This is a genomic window from Pseudanabaena sp. lw0831 (genome assembly GCF_016584665.1).
In the GTDB taxonomy this organism is placed as follows: domain Bacteria; phylum Cyanobacteriota; class Cyanobacteriia; order Pseudanabaenales; family Pseudanabaenaceae; genus Pseudanabaena.
The window spans coordinates 1-18,610 of the sequence record NZ_BBJB01000009.1 but is presented as its reverse complement, the minus strand read 5'-3'; the positions used below and the strand labels follow the sequence as shown (position 1 = coordinate 18,610).

10 protein-coding genes are annotated in these 18,610 nt (G+C 44.7%); 5 read left to right on the top strand and 5 right to left on the bottom strand.

Annotated features, from left to right (window positions below; genetic code table 11):
- Positions 1–186 precede the first annotated feature (186 nt).
- Entirely contained in the window at positions 187–1,788 is a 1,602-nt protein-coding gene (locus tag APA_RS02150; RefSeq protein WP_201320682.1) for a DUF4189 domain-containing protein, read from the top strand.
- Positions 1,789–1,883: 95 nt separating this feature from the next.
- On the opposite strand, the gene APA_RS02145 is transcribed toward APA_RS02150, so the two are convergent.
- Positions 1,884–4,538 carry a response regulator gene (locus tag APA_RS02145; protein WP_201320681.1) on the bottom strand — a complete coding sequence of 885 codons (2,655 nt, stop codon included), beginning with the start codon at positions 4,536–4,538 and terminating at the stop codon, positions 1,884–1,886.
- Positions 4,539–4,589: 51 nt separating this feature from the next.
- Positions 4,590–6,215, bottom strand: coding sequence for a methyl-accepting chemotaxis protein (locus tag APA_RS02140; RefSeq protein ID WP_201320680.1), 1,626 nt, complete (start codon positions 6,213–6,215; stop codon positions 4,590–4,592).
- Positions 6,216–6,574: 359 nt separating this feature from the next.
- Here APA_RS02140 and murD point away from each other — a divergent pair, with 359 nt between their 5' ends.
- The 3 genes from murD (at position 6,575) to grxC (ending at position 10,281) form a co-directional block, all read left to right on the top strand.
- The gene (gene murD / locus APA_RS02135; RefSeq protein ID WP_201320679.1) at positions 6,575–7,978 is read left to right on the top strand and encodes a UDP-N-acetylmuramoyl-L-alanine--D-glutamate ligase; all 1,404 of its coding nucleotides are present in this window, start codon (positions 6,575–6,577) and stop codon (positions 7,976–7,978) included.
- A gap of 21 nt (positions 7,979–7,999) precedes the next feature.
- On the top strand, positions 8,000–9,868 hold the full coding sequence (locus APA_RS02130) for a penicillin-binding protein 2 (protein ID WP_236579371.1): 1,869 nt from the start codon (positions 8,000–8,002) through the stop codon (positions 9,866–9,868).
- A 155-nt stretch (positions 9,869–10,023) separates the two neighbouring features.
- On the top strand, positions 10,024–10,281 hold the full coding sequence (grxC, locus tag APA_RS02125; RefSeq protein WP_201320678.1) for a glutaredoxin 3: 258 nt from the start codon (positions 10,024–10,026) through the stop codon (positions 10,279–10,281).
- An 84-nt stretch (positions 10,282–10,365) separates the two neighbouring features.
- On the opposite strand, the gene APA_RS02120 is transcribed toward grxC, so the two are convergent.
- The 3 genes from APA_RS02120 to APA_RS02110 all read right to left on the bottom strand — a co-directional run bounded on the left by APA_RS02120 (position 10,366) and on the right by APA_RS02110 (position 16,697).
- Positions 10,366–13,107 carry a DNA topoisomerase (ATP-hydrolyzing) subunit A gene (locus tag APA_RS02120; protein WP_201320677.1) on the bottom strand — a complete coding sequence of 914 codons (2,742 nt, stop codon included), beginning with the start codon at positions 13,105–13,107 and terminating at the stop codon, positions 10,366–10,368.
- A 148-nt stretch (positions 13,108–13,255) separates the two neighbouring features.
- Positions 13,256–15,913, bottom strand: a complete 2,658-nt coding sequence (locus APA_RS02115) for an adenylate/guanylate cyclase domain-containing protein (RefSeq protein WP_201320676.1) — start codon at positions 15,911–15,913, stop codon at positions 13,256–13,258.
- A gap of 244 nt (positions 15,914–16,157) precedes the next feature.
- Positions 16,158–16,697: a shikimate kinase gene (locus APA_RS02110; protein ID WP_201320675.1), complete on the bottom strand. Its 540-nt coding sequence runs from the start codon at positions 16,695–16,697 to the stop codon at positions 16,158–16,160.
- A 296-nt stretch (positions 16,698–16,993) separates the two neighbouring features.
- On the opposite strand from APA_RS02110, the gene APA_RS02105 reads away from it, so the two are divergent.
- A complete protein-coding gene (locus APA_RS02105) occupies positions 16,994–18,589 on the top strand; it encodes a YcjF family protein (protein ID WP_201320674.1) in 1,596 nt (531 codons plus the stop codon).
- Positions 18,590–18,610 lie beyond the last annotated feature (21 nt).

Sequence of the window (18,610 nt, the reverse complement as noted above, 5' to 3'; positions counted from 1 at the left end):
GCGATGCGCCGCCTCTCATCTTTTGGTTTTAAGAATGGCTAAAGCTATGGTTCAATCATAACTCTGTTTGTTAAGCTTAAAGTTATAGCAATCCCATTTGATTGTAGAGATATGAGCAATTCATGAATTGCTCATATCTATCTACAAAAGCCTCAGTCTAAAAGATCTGTAACTTGGAAGGTAACTATGTTCGTAGGCAAAACATTAAGGAATCGCTACCAAATCCTCAAAGTCCTCGGAAGTGGAGGGTTTGGCGATACCTACTTGGCTCAAGACACAGATCTGCCAGGTCATCCCACCTGTGTTGTCAAGCAACTCAAGCCCAAGGATACTAGCCCAAATGTTTTGCCGATCGCCAAAAGCCTATTTGAACGAGAAGCGGAGTATCTTTACAAATTGGGAAATGCTCATCCACAGATCCCTAAGCTATTTGCGCACTTTGAAGAAAACAATGAATTTTTTTTAGTGCAAGAATTTGTGGAAGGGCATAGCCTCTCTGCCGAGATTCCCATTGGGCAGCGCTTATCAGAAAGTGCCACGATTACTTTATTGCTGGAAATTTTAGAAGTTCTATCCTTTGTCCATCAGAATAATGTCATCCATCGCGACATCAAACTTGCGAACCTTATGCGCCGTCAGCAAGATGGCAAAATTGTCCTCATTGACTTTGGTGCTGTTAAAGACATCACCGCTTTAGGCACTGACACGCAGGGAAATACTGGTGTCACGGTAAGCATAGGCTCCCCAGGATATATGCCCAGCGAGCAAGCAAGGGGGAAACCTCGACTCAGCAGTGATGTTTATGCTGTCGGTATGATTGGAATTCAAGCGCTCACAGGAATTGCTCCTGATAGCTTGCAAGAAGATGCCAATACAGGCGAAATTTTGTGGCGCGATCGCGTACAGGTTAGCGATGCTTTTGCGGAAGTATTACAAAACATGGTGTTTTATCATTTTAGTCAGCGTTATAAATCTGCGATCGAAGCTTTACAGGCGATTCAATCTCTTTGTGCCACCAACATCAGTAATAATATTGCACCAACGGAAGCGATCGCTTATCCAGCACCCTCAGTAGATACATCGCCAACTATAATTACGAATACAAACAGAGTCACTGTTCCAGTATCTGCTCCAACTACACCCCAACCTCCTGTCCCAACATCACCTCAGGCTCCAGTCACAACTCCCCATGTCACAGTCACGGCTCCTAATCCAGCTTTTTCAAGATTCCAACCATTTGTATGGATCATTTTAACTGGAGTGATATCAGTTTCGGCAGCGATCGCCACAGCAATTCTGCTCCCAAAACTAACTAACCGCCCTGCCGATAATACTCCTCAAACTGAAGTCACAAAAGAAGCAACAAGTTCCCCTACTGCTTCGCCAACTATTTCACCAAGTCCAGAACCGACTGAAACAGAGACATTGGCTCCAGAGCCTCCGCCTGTAGTTGCAACTACCAATCCCACTAAGCCAAGTTTTGGTGCGATCGCGCGTTCCCCATCGACTCAAGCCAAAGGATATTCTTGGAACTATCCTTCTCGCAAAGCAGCCGAAACTAGAGCTTTAAGTGAATGTGAAAGCTCTTCCGCTTCAGGAGATTGCCAAGTGTTAATCTGGGCGCAAAATGCCTGCCTATCTCTGGCGGAGAGTTCTAATGGAGCGGCTGGCTCAGGCTGGGCAGAAGATATGACTGCTGCCGAAAATACCGCAAAACAAGTCTGCCAGAAATATAAAGGCATTAATTGTACAATCACCAATACAATCTGCTTACCTGTCCGTCAATAGTGCAGCCCAAAAGAGAATGGCGGCGCAAAGCGCCACCATTCTCTTTTGGGTTGCTGCATGAGATGCGGCACTTCGCGCCGCAATTCTCTAAAGTGTTATGCAATGGTTCTTAATTCGAGTAGAGAGCTAACTTTATTTACTAACTCCGATGTCGAGAAACCTTTAGTGAGATAATCAGTTGCACCGAGGCGAGCGGTCTCGCGTGACCATTCTTCCGCAAGACGTGATGAAATTACAAGGATTGGCATATCAAATCCTGCTTGGCGACAGCGATCGATTAACGTAAATCCATCCATACGCGGCATCTCAATGTCCGTAATTAGTAACGCTGGTTGACCATGCCGTTGCAGCCATTGCCATGCATCCATACCATCATCGCAAGTTGTAATTTCATATCCTTGCGGCGATAAGCTGCTCTCAATTCTTCGCCGCATTAGAGCCGCATCATCGACCACTAAAATCTGGCGATCGCTAGATAGTTCAAGGAAGGAAGCATTTGATTGAGAACTAGAAATCGTGAGGAGTTCAGACTCTGATGAGAAGAAGACTTCCACAAATGAAAGTGCGTCAATTACAGGAATAAGTTTTCCGTCAGGCATCAAGCTCATCCCGATTAAGCCGATCGGCGCAACCAAAGGCGCTGGAATTGGATTCACTAGCAAATCACTCTGTCCAATCAAGGTGTCGGCTATCAACCAAATACCGCGATCGCTGTCTGATTTTTTCGTCCTCACGGCGATCGCCGATGGCAGGATCGTTCTGGTTTCGGTTTGTCCTTGCCAATATTGATAAAGATCGATCGCAGGCACTTTTCCACACTCTTCTTGTACTTCAATTGTGTAGTCAGAGCGCTCTACCTTTTGCCATAGTAGCCCCTCCACTAAGGTGGTGGTGTAAATTTCTGAAGTTGGAACCGCAAAAGTGCGATCGCCTGCCTGCAAGAGCATACATCGGACAAACAAGTGTGGTACGGGGATTTGAATTGTGAAAGCTGTACCTTTATCAATTTGGGAGACAAGGCTGAGCTTGCCATTCATGAGGGCAACTTGACTCGCCACCACATCCATCCCCACGCCACGACCTGAAATGTCGCTAACGACTGTAGTGGACGTAAAACCCGATTGGCATAGAACGTTTAGGAGGCGATCAGAAGTGCTGGTATCTGTAAGTGGCAGTCCTTTGGATTTGGCTATTTGGCTGATGCGATCGGGATCAATTCCCTTGCCATCATCGCGAATGCTAAGGTCAAACATACTGCCACGACGTTTTAGAGACATCTCAATTTTTCCCTGTAGAGATTTGCCCAACTTCTCGCGTTTAGGTAGATCCTCAATTCCATGATCGTAGGAATTGCGCAACAAATGGAGTACCACAGGTTCTAAACTGCGAAGTGTACCTGCATCAAGTTCCAGTTGCTCACCAATAATCGTAAACTGGACAACTTTACCAACGCGAGTCATTAGATCTCGTAAAATCCCTCTCGATCTAAAAGCTAGGGTTGAGAATGGAACAAGGCGGCTTTCTTCGATGGTTTGTTGGAGGTTACGTAAGCTGCGATCGAGAACTTGGATGCTATCAGCAGTTCGCCTTGCCGATTCGCCTGTTTCTGAGCCTAACTCAATCAAACGGAGACTGATTTCCAATAAACGGTTAATTGCTGTATAGCCTTGACGATAGCGCTCAATTTTCAGCCCATCCTGTTCTCCTGAAGCGTCTAATAATGCATAATCATCTTGAACTTCGCGCAGTTGGGTAATGTACTGCACACTATTCTGAGCAAGCGAGACTAACGGCATTAAGTTTGCATAAACAGATTGGTAAAACCCTTGTGTAGCCCGAGTTGCCATTAAGGTTTCAACTAGATATTGGGAAGAGCGCTCCAGTCGATCGAGGGGCACAGGAATTTGAATGTCTGCCGTGGGAGAAACTGGAGCGTTGGTGAAGGATGTAACCTCATTTCCAGTAATTAATCCAGATTCTATATTTAAAGTTGAAATAATTGATTCTGGCTCAATTTCAAAAATCCCACCCTGACGAGCGCTTTCTTTGACCTTTTGCAGAAATGGCATCCATTCTGTATGCCATAACTCACAATCTAGGCGATCGCATAAATCACTACCTTTTTGCAAAAAATTATGCCAAGTTGTCGCCAAATTAATCTCAGAACCAATTTCCTGTAACTGAGCAACAGTTTGCTTAGCGATCTCAGCAGTTTCAGTCGGAACGTTACCTGTGGGCGGCAAATCTTCGATCGCCATTTCTAGTTCAAGGATGACTAAATCAAAACCTTGATCAGCAAATTCTTGCTGAACTTGGCGCATTTCGTTCCATTCGGGCAAATATTCAGATTGAATGCGATCGCGCAGGGTTTGAATATAGTTCACCGCTGCATCGGGATCGCTTTTTTCGCCCATCTGGACTGAGCCAATCAACAACTCTCCAGCTTCGAGCAAAGCCTTTGCTAATTCTCCATCAGCTAAAGGTGGTGCAATATCAAGATAGCGAAGATCGGAAAGTACATCTTCTAATATGGTCGAGACTTGAAGTACAGCTTGAAATCCTACGGTTACAGATCCCCCTTTAATCGTATGGACACAACGATATAGCTGCTGAATATCTTCACGCCAATTGTCAGCATTTAGCTGATGAACAGTATCCACATATAATTGCAAATATTTCTGAGTATCTAATTCAAATAGATTACGCAGTTCTTCTTGCAATTGTATATCATCAAATTCAGAATTTGGCATTATTTTGCTATTTGCTATCAATTTGTGATTATGACGATTGTCGCTCGAACATCAGCTCACAACCTGAAATTCCTCAATTTCAAGTAACTCCATCTCGTCAATTTCCGTATCCTCAGTTTCCATCATTGGCGGCAAACGGAAAAACTGCACTCTTTCTAATAATTGTCTGGCAAGCATTCCCATCTTGCCAGATTGATCGCGAGTAAACTGCGCTTGAGAAGCAGAACGTTCGGCGATCGCTTCAATATCTTGAATCGAGGCTAAGCTAAATTTTACAGCTTCAGCGATTGATTGCGAAGAATCATTAACTGCCACGCCAATTTCAGATAACTCCTCGGTTACCGTTGCGATATTGGTAAATGACTGCTCTGAACTATTCACACTATTGGTGAAGTCCGACACAAGGCTATTCACATCGCGAACGTCTTGATCGATACCCGACACGACCACATCAACAAATCCTGTCCGTTGCTGCAAAGCTACTAGCCCCTGATTAGTTTGGGTTGCCAAGTTATTTACCTGCGAGGCGATCGCTTCAAATTCTCTTGCCACAGAGACAAATTGTTCAGGATCTCGTTGTTCTAACGCCCGTGCTGCCACCATAGAGGCATTGGTTGCTAAGACCTGAGTTAAAGAGGCAAGACGCTTTTGATCTAACACAAATTGTTTGGCAAGAGCCACGAATTCGCCCAGATTTTTAATCCTTTGCACCATCTGCACAGTCGCAGCTTGGAGAGACTCAATCGAAGCAGTCAAGTAAATAATTTGCTCCTCCCCTTGTCGCACAGCCGATCTCACCCTCTGCACAGCTCTATTTGCCGCGATCGCAAGTTGAGCCGCATCTTGAGCCAATTGGTTTACATCTTCAATTCCTAAACGGGCTTGCACTACCAATGCTTCCTGTTGTTCAGCGTTTTGCGACACGGCGATCGCTAATTTCTCAAGGCGATCAGTACGAAGAGTTACTTGCTGTGCGGTCTGCAAAACTGCGGCAAGTACTTCGGCTAGCTGCTCTGACAGACGATTGAGAGTATCTGCAATCAAACCCGTCGCATGAGGGCTGACTTCTGCCTTAGCCGTGAGATCACCCATCTCTAGCTCCGAAACCACATCCAGCAAATGTGAAATTTCATCTTGAAAAATATTGTTTTGGGCTTCGGCTTCAATCTGGGTCGTAGATTGATCTTGCTTGTTTTGAGCAAGGTTAAAAGTCATCTGACTAAAAACATCGGCTAACTTACCAATTTCATCTTGTGCTCCAAGCTCTACAGGTGTCTCAAAATTCCCTAAGGCATATTGTCTAGCGATCGCTTCTAGACCCTTAATTCTCTTGCTAAGGGTACGACCAATAAACAAGCCAAGGAATGAACTAACCACAATCAAAATAGTCCCTAAGCCGAACACAAATAATGTGGCATCTGATAGTTGCCTTTGAGCATCTTGGTTAACAATTTGCGAAAGGTAACTATTTAAATACAAAGAGGCGATCGCAAAGCCAACTAACGATAAAAAGCTAGTTGCACCGATCGCAAAGAGGATTTTGGAGCTAATCGGTAAATTATTTAACCAACTACTCTTGTTTGAGGCTTGTCTGGATATAGGGGCAGCAGCAACGGCAGCCTTCCTCTTTCTTTTTGCATTCGTTTTTTTGCTTGAAAAGGGAGGTTTATTCGCCATATGTAAACATATTCAACAGTTTAGAAATGTCAAAAACAGGATAATTTGCGGTTTGCTTCTCAGTAGCCCGTAAATTAGCTTGTCTTTAAGATATTACCAACATACAGCTTCCTGTTGTGACTCTTGAGTGTGCTTCGCAACAATGTCAAAAATAATAGAGAGAGGATGCTACGCACCCCCTCTGTTGGAGATAAAAATTATTGCGTCAGGCAAAGCCCGACGCAACCCATGCCGCCCGCGCAGCGGGCAACATGGGTTTTAAGGTTTTATATTTAATTGTGCCTACCTACTTACGCAAGTTCCTGTATCCTTGGATATTAACTTTTTAATTTAATAAATTTATCAATCAAGCGATCGCCATGCATCAAGCGTATGTACTGGGACTGGGACAGTCTGGAATTTCTGCGGCAAAACTGCTTAAAGCTGATGGCTGGCAAGTGACAGTTAGTGATAGTAGTGCTAGTTCCAGCTTAGAGCAACGTAAGCAAGTTTTAGAGTCGGAAGGAATTACGGTTGAGCTTGGAGGATTTCCTGACTTTGCTAGATTAATTGAATCGGGGCAAAATGTAGACCTCGTGGCTGTTAGCCCAGGTGTGCCTTGGGATCGGCAAGAAGTTGAACAGGCGAGATCGCTAGGTATTGATACGATCGGTGAGATCGAACTTGCATGGCGCTATCTGAAACATATTCCTTGGGTCGGCATCACAGGAACTAACGGAAAGACTACGGTTACATCGCTGACAGCGGCTATTTTTCAAGCCGCAGGACTAAAGGCGATCGCCTGTGGCAATATTGGGTTTCCCGCTTGCGAAATTGCTTTACAGGTGTTGCAACAAAAACTTCAGCCCGATTGGATTATTGCCGAACTGAGCAGCTATCAGATTGAATCCATCCAAACGGTAAAGCCACAAATAGGTGTCTGGACTACCTTAACTCCTGACCACCTTAACCGCCACTATACCCTTGAGGCATATCGAGATATCAAGGCGAGCTTGATTGATCAGTCGGCGCATATAGTAATAAATGGCAACGATCCATATTTAGTGAATTTTGGGGCAGCGATGTGGCCAAAAGCGATTTGGACAGGGCTTGATCAGCAGGTAGTCGAGGCGATCGCTGATGGCGCTTGTATTGATGATGGCTGGGTGAAATTTCGGGGTGAGTCGATTTTTCAGATCTCCCATTGGCAACTTTTGGGCAAGCACAATCGCCAAAATCTATTGATGGCGGTGGCGGCGGCAAAGCTAGCGGGAATTGACTCTGAGCATATCGATATTGCCATTTCCAGTTTTCAAGGTGTGCCGCATCGCCTTGAACATATTTGCTTTTATGAAGGCATTGCTTTTATTAATGACAGCAAAGCTACAAATTATGATGCTGCCGAAGTGGGATTAAGAGCGGTAAAACCACCTGTCGTATTAATTGCAGGTGGTCAACCGAAGCAAGGTGATGCGAGTGCATGGATCGAGCAAATTCGTCAAAGAGCGATCGCGGTATTATTGATTGGTGAAGCTGCGAACTTGTTTGCGGAAATGCTCAACGATGCAGGGTTTAAAAATTATCAAATCGTAGAAACTCTTGAAAATGCAGTCAAACAAGCCGCTCATATCGCCCATAGTCGCGCCCACAATCACCCTAGCCAGCCATTGCCAACTGTGCTACTCTCGCCTGCATGTGCTAGCTTTGACCAGTTTGCTAACTTCGAGCAGCGCGGCGATCGCTTCCGTCAACTTTGCCAAGAGATTTGTCAAGAATTTCGCTAAGAATTTTGCCAAAATATAGTCATGACCCCATCGCTTCAGCCCAGAGATCTTGCCACTATTAATCTATTTAAACGTCGAACAGTGCTGATATGGATGATTCTGGCTCTGTCGATGGTTGGTTTAATCGTGCGCTTAGTATATTTACAGGTTGTCACATCACCTGATTTACTCGAAAAGGCTCGACGGCAGCAAATGTTTACTTTGCGACCATTCATTCCCCGTCGCACCATTACCGATCGCAAAGGTGTAGTTTTAGCCCTAGATCGCCCTGTCTTCACATTATTTGCGCATCCTCATCTGTACAAAGAAAAGCCTGAGGCGATCGCCGAAAAACTTGCGCCGATCCTCAGACGACCCGCGGATAAATTGCTCAGCGTCCTCACTCGTGATACTACTTCTACCCAAGTGGAATATTGGCTATCTGAGGAAAATGCCGATCGTATTTTTAACTTGCGTCTAGATGGTTTAGATCTGATTCAACAGCGGCATCGACTCTATCCACAACAGGATCTGGCTGCGGAGCTACTCGGCTATGTGAATGTCGATCATCGTGGTCAAGCTGGAATCGAACTTAGTCAAGAAAAATTATTAGAGCGCACCGATCAAGCGCCATCAGTTGCCCAAGATGGTAATGGCAAGTTAATTCCTAACCGTATTCCTGCGGGAATGCTGCAAAGCGATCGCACTAGCTTACAAATGACGATTGATTCGCGCATTCAACGCACCGCTAGGCAGATTCTCAAGCAACAGATGGTCAAGTTTGGCGCAAAGCGGGGTTCGGTGATTGTCATGGATGCTAGGGATGGCGGGCTGCTATCACTAGTAACTGAGCCAACCTACGATCCAAATCGTTATTATGAATCCGATGTCAAACTCTTCAAAAATTGGGCTGTTTCTGACCTGTATGAACCAGGGTCAACATTTAAGCCGCTTAATGTCGCGATCGCTCTCGAAGCAGGAGCGATTCAGCCAGACACTGTATTTAATGATGAAGGAGCACTGACTATTGGCGGCTGGCCTGTGGCTAACTTTGACTACGAACAAGCTGGTGCGGTTGGTTCTCTCAGCATTAGCCAAATCCTAGAGCGATCGAGCAATGTGGGCATGGTGCATATCGTCCAGCGCATGAAGCCATCGGTGTATTACGGTTGGCTAGAGCGTATTGGTCTGGGCGATATGTCTGGCATTGATCTGCCTGCGGAAACCTCCAGTACTCTCAAGCCGCAAGAGCAGTTCATTGAATATGTGATCGAGCCAGCAACTGCTTCTTTTGGTCAAGGTTTCTCACTCACTCCAATTCAGATGGTGCAATTGCAGGGCATACTCGCTAGTGGTGGTAAGTTACTCACACCTCACGTGGTGAAAGGTTTAATTAATGATGAAGGCGAAGAATATTTTCAACCGAAATTACCAACGCCTCGACAAGTAATTTCGCCAGCCACTGCTCAGAGAGTTTTGGAAATGATGACTAATGTTGTCGAGAAAGGGACTGGTTTACCTGCACGTATTCCTGGTTATCGGATTGCTGGCAAAACTGGTACTGCTCAAAAGGCTTCAACTACTGGCGGCGGTTATATCAATGCTAAAATCACCAGCTTTGTTGGTATTTTCCCCTCCAAGGAGCCACGTTATGTGGTGTTGGCGGTGATTGATGAACCTATTGGGGCAGATGCCTTTGGCTCTACTGTTGCAGCTCCAATTGTCAAGACAGTAATCGAGGACATTATTGTCAGCGAAGGGATTCCGCCCAGTCATCCTGAAGAAGTTATCTCTAAGATCCCGATTTTACCTGAGCCAACAGCCGCACCATCGCCATCACCTCAAGATGTAAAGCCTTCTCCAAATACTTCTCCTAGCACTGCACCTACCCCACCTCGCGATCGCACATAAGAACGCCCTGCACTCAAGTGCGGGCTGAGAGCTAAAACCCGTTGAAACGGGTGGGTTTTGTCAAGCCACCTAAAGCGGCGCTTTGCGCCGCAAATCCCTTTTGGGTTTTAAGATTTGTTAAAATGTCGTAGGTTAAACAAATTTAGGAAATTGTAATGGCAAAGGTTGAGATTTATACATGGCGTATGTGTCCTTTCTGTATAAGGGCAAAGCATTTGCTCGACAAGAAAAACGTAGAATATACCGAACATGTGATCGATGGGGACGATGCCGCGCGATCGGCAATGGTAGCTAGAGGTTCTGATGGCAAGCGTTCTGTCCCGCAGATTTTTATCAACGATCAGCATATCGGTGGCTGTGACGCTATACACGCTCTGGACTCTAAGGGCAAGCTTGATGCGCTTCTTGCATAGTCAATTTAAAGAGAGATTTCGCAAAGCGAAATCTCTCTTTAAGCCAAATAAGAACAAAAGCCTCGTGCAGCGAAGCTTTTGTTCTTATTTGGCAACTACCCGAATTACTTTTTCCGATCGCACTAAATCACTTTCACCTGCAAAAATCGAACGTCCTTGACTATTTTGCGATTCTAAAGGAATCGCGCCCAGAGGCATTTGTACCGTTCTTAAACCAATATCGCCTTCTTGACCGATCAAAAAAGTGACAGGTAGATCTAGGCGTGGCTTGGCGATCGCAGTCATGCTAACTAATTTATCGGCTCGTGATTGGAACTTGAAGCATTGCGAACCGATCGCACCTCTAACTGCCGATCTGATATTTGCTGCTGATATCCGTTTGGCAAAACCTTCGGCAGTGATTAATATAAGTTCAGAATTAGGATTAGTTTGTAAATCAAGAACCGCTACACCAATTTGAGTTTCCGAGCTTCCTAAACGCAAAGCAATATTTCCTGCGGCAGATCGCCCTACGGGAGGAATTTGAGTTTCATCGGCTTTGAGTCTCAAAATCCGACCTGCGGAGGTAGCGATCGCGAGTTCTTGCTCTAAGCCGACAATATCAGCCCAGAACAGCGCATCATCATCTTTGAATTTGGCGGCAATTAATCCCCTTGCAGTCATATCGGCAAATTCTGAAAGTGGAGATCGCTTGATTTTGCCTTGATTAGAAAGCAAGACTAAACCTTCCGTCGATTCAGCATTCTTTTCCCAGACAAACTGCGACACGATGCGATCGGTGCTATCAGGTAATAGCGTAATTAAAGGAGTAGCCCGTCCTTTACCTTTGACAATTGGCACATTCGTAAGAGCAAGGGGAAAGACTCTACCTGAACTAGTCATAACCACCATTTCGCGATCGCTACGGGTGTCATAGGAAGCGATGGTGACATCATCTCCTAAATCCGCAGATTGTGCAGATCTAGAATTACTCTCATAGCCTTTGATATAGCCCTTATGAGTGATCTGAACGGTCATATCCTGCGGTTCTGCAATAGGAATGTTTAGCTCAGTTGTCAGCGAGATGAGAGGAACTTCTACAAGTTGAGGTCGTTTATTAGTTGTTGCTTTAGTGGATTTGCGATCGCTTGTTTTTTGGGTAGTTTTTTCAGTAATTTCCTCAGTTACGTTCCCAGTCTCAAGTATTTGCTGAATCTGGAGATCTCCTTCATTCTTTTGGGATTTAGCTCTTTTAGAGGTTTGTTTTGGCGGTTCTGGATCATCACTTGGCGAAACATTGATAGTTTGTTGATTTTCTAACAGCTCCCATGCGAGACGAGTCCGTCGCTGATCGCTATGTCTTTTTTTGTGATCGCGCAATTCTTTTTTGAGATATTTCATCAACTCGCGGCGATCTCCTAGCAATCTCTCTAACCGAGTAACTTGTTGCTGTAAAGCTTCTAACTCTTCGCGAATCTTTTGTTGCTCAATGGCAGTGATCCGACGCAAAGGCATGGAGAGAATGGCTTCAGCTTGGATTTCTGATAAAGCAAATTCTGTTTGTAGATCGGTTTTAGCCAGAGCGCTATTATTTGCAAATCGTAAAATCCTGATTAGGCGATCGATATCTTGGAGAACAATTACTAGTCCTTCTAATAGATGCGATTTCTCCTCGGCCTTCTTCAGTTCATAACGGAAGCGCTTAGCGAGAGTTTCTTCACGAAAAGATAGAAATTCTTGCAACAGCTCACGCAAGCACATCTGCTTTGGTAGCGAACCTTTGAGCGCTAAGAGAATTACACCAAAGTTTGATTGCAGAGCGGTTTGACGATATAGCTGCTCGATAATTACTTCAGGTGCAACATCTTTTTTTAGTTCAATGACAACTCGCATTCCTGCGCGATCGCTTTCATCACGAATATCCGAAATTCCCTCGATTTTGCCATTGTTCACCAACTCAGCAATTTTCTCGATCCATGCCGATTTATTTACTTGGTAAGGCAATTCAGTAATAATAATCGCCAGTTTTTGACGTTTGCCTGTACCTTTACCGCCAAATTGCTCAACGGCAGCCACACCGCGAATTGTGACGCTACCACGCCCAGTTAAGTATGCCTCACGCACGCCTTCCTGATTCATGATGATCCCACCTGTGGGAAAGTCGGGAGCTGGGATCAGTCGGAGAAGTTGCTCGTCGGGTAAATCAGGATTATCGATTAATGCGATCGCGCCATCGACCACTTCACTCAAATTATGCGGCGGAATATTGGTCGCCATGCCTACAGCGATCCCTGTGGAGCCATTGAGCAATAGCATCGGTAACTGGGCAGGTAATACGGCTGGTTCTTGCTCCGAGCCATCAAAGTTATCGACAAAATCAACAACATCTTCTTCGATTTCGCTCAGTAATGCCTCATTGCCGATCGCAGCCAATCGACATTCGGTATAACGCATGGCAGCCGCAGGGTCGTTATCCACGGAGCCAAAGTTACCATGTCCCGCCAGTAACGGATATCGGCTCGAAAAGTCTTGCACCAAGCGCACGAGGGCATCGTAAACCGACTGATCGCCGTGAGGGTGATACTTACCCAATACGTCCCCGACGACACGGGCGCACTTACGAAATGGACGCTCTGGGACGAGTCCAAGCTCATGCATGGCATAGATAATCCTGCGATGCACAGGTTTAAGTCCATCACGGGCATCGGGCAAAGCACGACCGACAATGACGCTCATCGCATACTCTAGGTACGATTGCTGCATTTCTGTATGCAATGAGGTCGGTATGATATTTCCCCCGTTAGACTCCAATCTAAAATCTAACTGTTGTTGTCCTTGCTGTGCCATAAAATCTACGAATGCTGTACAAGATAATCACGATACTTGAAAACAATGTAACAGCAAAACCAAGTCGTATAGTGAATTTCCGTCTGACGAATTACATAAAACCCAAAAAAGAGAGGAGGTGCAAAGCACCTCCTCTCTTTTTTGGATTTTATTTCTCAGTCATTCTCCATACTCCATCCCATTCGTTTTCGGGCGGATTGGTCAGAAAATGGTTGCAACGAGTGATATGAATACTTGCGGCTTTATTGTGATGATCTAGCTCTAGGACTTCTGCAAACTCAGCAACGGCTTTACTGAACTTGCGTGTTAGGTAATGTTCACGACCTGCATGGTAATGCTCAATTATTTGAGTCTGGATTGGACTAAGAGGATCAGATTTTAAACCGATTAATTCATACACACTAACGGGTTGATTTTTTCCCTTGACTTGAATGCAATCTAGTTCACGCACCCAGATGCGATCGCTACAAAATTTGTAAGTAGTCTCGCTAATGATCGCATCTGTTCCATATTGTTTACTTGCGCCCTCTAGCCGTGAACCCAGATTAACACCATCACCGATCGCCGTAAATTCCATCCGTCTCGTAGAACCAATATTGCCGCTAATCACCGTATCGGAGTTAATCCCAATACCGATTCTGATCGTTGCCATATCAAGTTCTTTTTGATTTTTGGGTTTTAGTTGCTCGATGCGCTTGATATTAAACTCTTTTAAACGATGGCGCATATCGATCGCAGTTTGGACAGCCATCCATGCATGATCAGGAATTGGCAAAGGTGAACCAAACACCGCCATGATTGCATCACCAATATATTTATCCAGCGTGCCTTTATAGTTAAATACTGCTTCTACCATCGTTTCAAAATATTCATTCAGCATCATCACCACATCTTCGGCGGCGAGAGATTCGGTAATCGTGGTATAGCTGCGAATATCTGAGAATAAAACTGAAACTTCTTTGCGATCGCCACCCATCTTGGCATCACCACCTGCCAAAAGCTGTTCGGCTAGCTCTTGGGTCATGTAGCGATACATCGTACTCTTAAGTCGTTTCTCTTGACTGATGTCTTCCATCACCACTAGTGCACCATGCACACCTTCGCCTTCATCACCTTCGGACATTGTATTGATCGAAATATTGATGCTGTGCTGTTCACCATCGGTAGAGCGCAGAGTTTGATCGGGGTAATATTGCTTACGACTTTTTTCATCACTACCTTCTAAGCTGTTATCGAACCATCTCGTGAAGTTAGCTTTCTCGATGTTGATGAGTTCATATACAGATTTGCCTTCTAGCAAGGCTTCGCCAACCCCAAGCAGAGCATAGGCGCGTTCATTAGCGGCAATAATTTTGCCATGTTTGTCGGTGGAGATCACACCATCAGAAAGACTTCGCAAAATGTCTTTTTGCATTTGCTGTTCTTGCTTGACCTTGGCAAACAACTTGGCATTTTCCAGCGCCACACCTGCTTGGACATTGAAGACTTTCATGAATTCTTCGTCATTGCCATTAAAACTTGCCTTGAAACGTTCAGGAGATGCTGGCCATGTATTGGGATCGTATTCAGGAAAATCGCCGCGCTGAACTTTATTAACTAATTGAGTAACACCGATTAGCTCTTTATTAGAATTGAAAATCGGCATACAAAGAAGACTACAGGTACGATAGCCATTTGCTTGATCGAATTTTTTGGAGTTGGCAGCATCAGGGTGTTCGTAAAGATCAAAGGGAATATTTAAGACTTCCCCAGTAGTTGCAACTCGCCCTGCAAATCCCACGCCCATCGGTACGCGCAATTCTTTGGTTGCGCCATCGTGATTGACAATTTGCGTCCAGAGATCATTGCGATCGCGATCGATTAGCCACAGCGTACTGCGATCGGCATTCATCAATAATTTGGCTTCTTCCATCACCTTTTTAAGGGTTGTCTCTAAGTCTAAACTTTGCCCAAGAGACATAGCTGCTTTCATTAGCGCATCGGCGGCGCGTTGCTTTTGGGCTGCCGAATAAAACGCCTGAGAGCTTTCTAAAATTAGGCGCATAGATGGAGCGAACTGAGCAAATAGAGCTTGATCTTCTTCAGTGAACCCGATTCTATCAACGCTATCTTCAAGGGCGACAGAAGGATCGATAATTCTTAATTTATTGATTAACTGCACCACCGCAACTAGTTGATCGTCATCGTTCAAAAGTGGCATGGCGAGCATGGAGTAGGTGCGATAACCTGTACGCTCAAATTGCCTTTTTGCTTGAGTCGATCGCGGATCGTCAAAAAAATCAAAGGGAATATTGACGATGTGACCATAAGTCGCTACTTCACCAGCGATGCTAGTCGGCTCTGTGGAAATACGAATTTCAATATTTTTGCCATCTTCACTAGGCACATTTGTCCATAATTGAATTTTATCGGCATCTAATAAAAAAATTGTGGTGCGATCGGCTGAAAGTAGTTCACCAATCTTGCCGCGAATTGCTTGCAGCATTTCATCGAGAATGACATCGAAGTCGGTGTTAAGCATTCCAAGAGTTTGATTGACGATTCGCAATCTTTGCTCAACATCACTAACAACTTGACTGAATTTTTCGGGTGTAAGTGGCGCAAGCACAGAAGCAAAACTACCTCCTGAGGTCACCGCTAAGGCACTGGAACTCCTGTCAGAACTATCTGGGAAACTAGATAAAGCTGGGGCTGGACTGTTGTGCTTGGCAGACGGAAATTCACTTGAAGATTCGCTCTCTGCAATTACATCAATCGTAGCGATGGTATCCATGGATGGTATGCGAGAAGGGGATGATGGTGTCATATCAGCACTAAAATTTTCGGTTAGTCCCAACTTTTTAAGAGTGTTGATGCTTATCGAATCACTCTTGTTCCACTTGCACAGTTATTCTTGAGCTTATGCAAAGCCAATTTTTGTCAAATTGAAAAAATTATCTTAGCACTCCTAAGATTGCGATCGCAAACCTAGAAACTATAGACGGTGGGAATCACCGCCTACAAACCAAAATCAACAAGGTTGTGCCCCGCAGAGGCGCAACCTTGTTGATTTATTTAAGACGATCTGGGGTAATTCGAGTTTGAATCATCTCAAATAAACGATCGCAGACAGTTTCGCTTGATTCATTTGCCGTGACCATGATCGAAATGTCAGCTTGAGCATAGCGATCGCGTCGTTGACTATAGATATCATTGAGGGTTTGCAATGGATCGGCGGTTTGCAAAAGTGGGCGTGGCTCAGACGCGGTTTTGAGGCGCTTATGCAAAGTCTCAGTCGGTACATCAATCCAAACAACAATGCCATCGTGCAAATGTGACCAATTAAGCGATCTCATGACAATGCCGCCACCAGTGGCTACAACTAGACGGGTATGGGCGGAAACCTGCGAAAGTACCTGCTGTTCAAGATCGCGGAATGTATCTTCACCATCATTGGCAAAAATTTCAGGGATTGACTTACCCGCACATTGTTCAATCAGTGGATCTGTATCTAAGAAGTTGTAACCTAATTTTTGGGCTAAGTGTTTACCGACAGTGCTTTTACCAGCACCCATCATCCCAATCAAAAATATATTCGTTCCGTTGAGCATTTGTCTGTATCTAGAATTTGTGATGGGGTAAAAGTAAAGAAAATCCCTGTAGGGGCAGGTTTAGCCACAAGTCAATGGTTTCCCCATAGATTTATTGCAAAACCTGCCCCTACGCATGGGTATATTTGCTTTTGGAAATCTCCTAAAGCAATGTTCTCACAGCAGCAGGGTTTGTAATTAGCACTTCTGCTTTTTCGGTCGGAGATTGCTATAAAATTTTTATTGCTATCTTGACGATTATGGTAAAACTGTACGCTTAAGATATTTAAGATTAAATTTTCAAAAGTACGTTGTGAATGCTGAACTATCGCACAGTCTTGTCTCGCAAAAATTTGCCGAAAAATTTGCCCCAAAATTTGCTATTAGGTTTAGGGGTTGTCAGTGTTTCCGCGATCGCAAATAGTTTATTTGCTCTGGAACATGACTGGCATTTACTGAGCATAACCACGCTGATGATCGGTGGCACACTTTTGTTTGCGAATGTGCGAAAGAGCTTTGCTTCAGATTTAGAGCAGCCAGCAGTAATCGATCGCAGTTATTTATTTAAAGAATTGCAGCAAGCGCAAAAGGCGATCGCTAAAATTGCCGATCCCAGTAAACGCAAAACTTTAGATGAGCAAGCGCAACAAATTACTGGTAATTTGCAAAAAAATCATTTTCGGATCGTTGTTTTCGGGACAGGTTCCGCAGGCAAAACCTCAGTAATTAATGCTTTGTTAGGACGTAAGGCAGGTAAAACTGGAGCAGCAATTGGCACGACGATCGCCCGTCAAGAATACACTTATCAAGGGATCGACTTTTCGCCCGTTTGCCTTACACCGATTCATAGTGAAAACAAAGTAAAGCGTCAAATTTCTTTGCTGGATACTTCAGGGACGCAAGAAATGGGCGCAATGGGTCAACAGAGAGAACTAGAAGCTCTGCAAATAGCCCAGAATGCCGATCTAATGATTTTTGTGACTGCTGGAGATTTAACGAATAGTGAATATCACGAACTTGATCGACTTGCAGGATTGGGTAAGCGCGTAATTCTGGCGCTTAATAAGACAGACTTATATTTGCCAAGCGATCGCGAACATGTATTAGCTAAGCTGCAAGAACGCACCCAACATTTTTTAGCAGCTACGGATATTGTGGCGATCGCCGCCCAACCTAGCCCGATTAAGGTGCGTCAATATGTCAATGCTGAAGCTTCCGATCGTCATGAAGCGAGCCAAGAATGGTGGGAAGATGTGCCACCCGATGTGATGCAATTGAAAGAACGCATCGAAGAAATTCTTTCTAACGAGTGGGAAGATTTGCTAATTCACAATACTCACCTGCAAATCAAAACTTTGTTGCAAGAAATCAATGGCGCAATTCATCAAGAACGTCGCCAAGATGCCACCACAATCATCAGTCGCTATCAATTAATTGCGGCTACGACGGTCTTTGCTAACCCCATCCCCGCGATCGATTTACTGGCTGGAGCCGCAATTAATACGCAGATGTTGATCGATCTCGCCAAAATCTACGATCGCCCTTTAAATTTTAAACAAGCACAGCAATTTGGGCTAACCATCGCGCAGCAATTATTACAACTTGGTTGTATCGAAATAGCTACTTCCGCGATCGCTTCTTTCTTTAAAGTTAATGCGATCACCTATGCGATCGGTGGCTCCATGCAAGCTGTTACCGCCGCTTATCTAACTCATATCGGCGGTAACAGCTTTGTGGAATATCTTGAGCAGCAACCTGAGACTCAATCTGCGATTAGCTCTAGACCTTCAACGATCAAAACCCTTCAACAAATATGTCAAAAAACTTTTACAGCCTTACAAGGCGATCGCTTCTTTGTTGACTTTATAACTAGTTTTTCCAGCCGCATGGCTGCTATAGCTATAGCCAAATAAAACCCAGTCATAGAGTTGCGG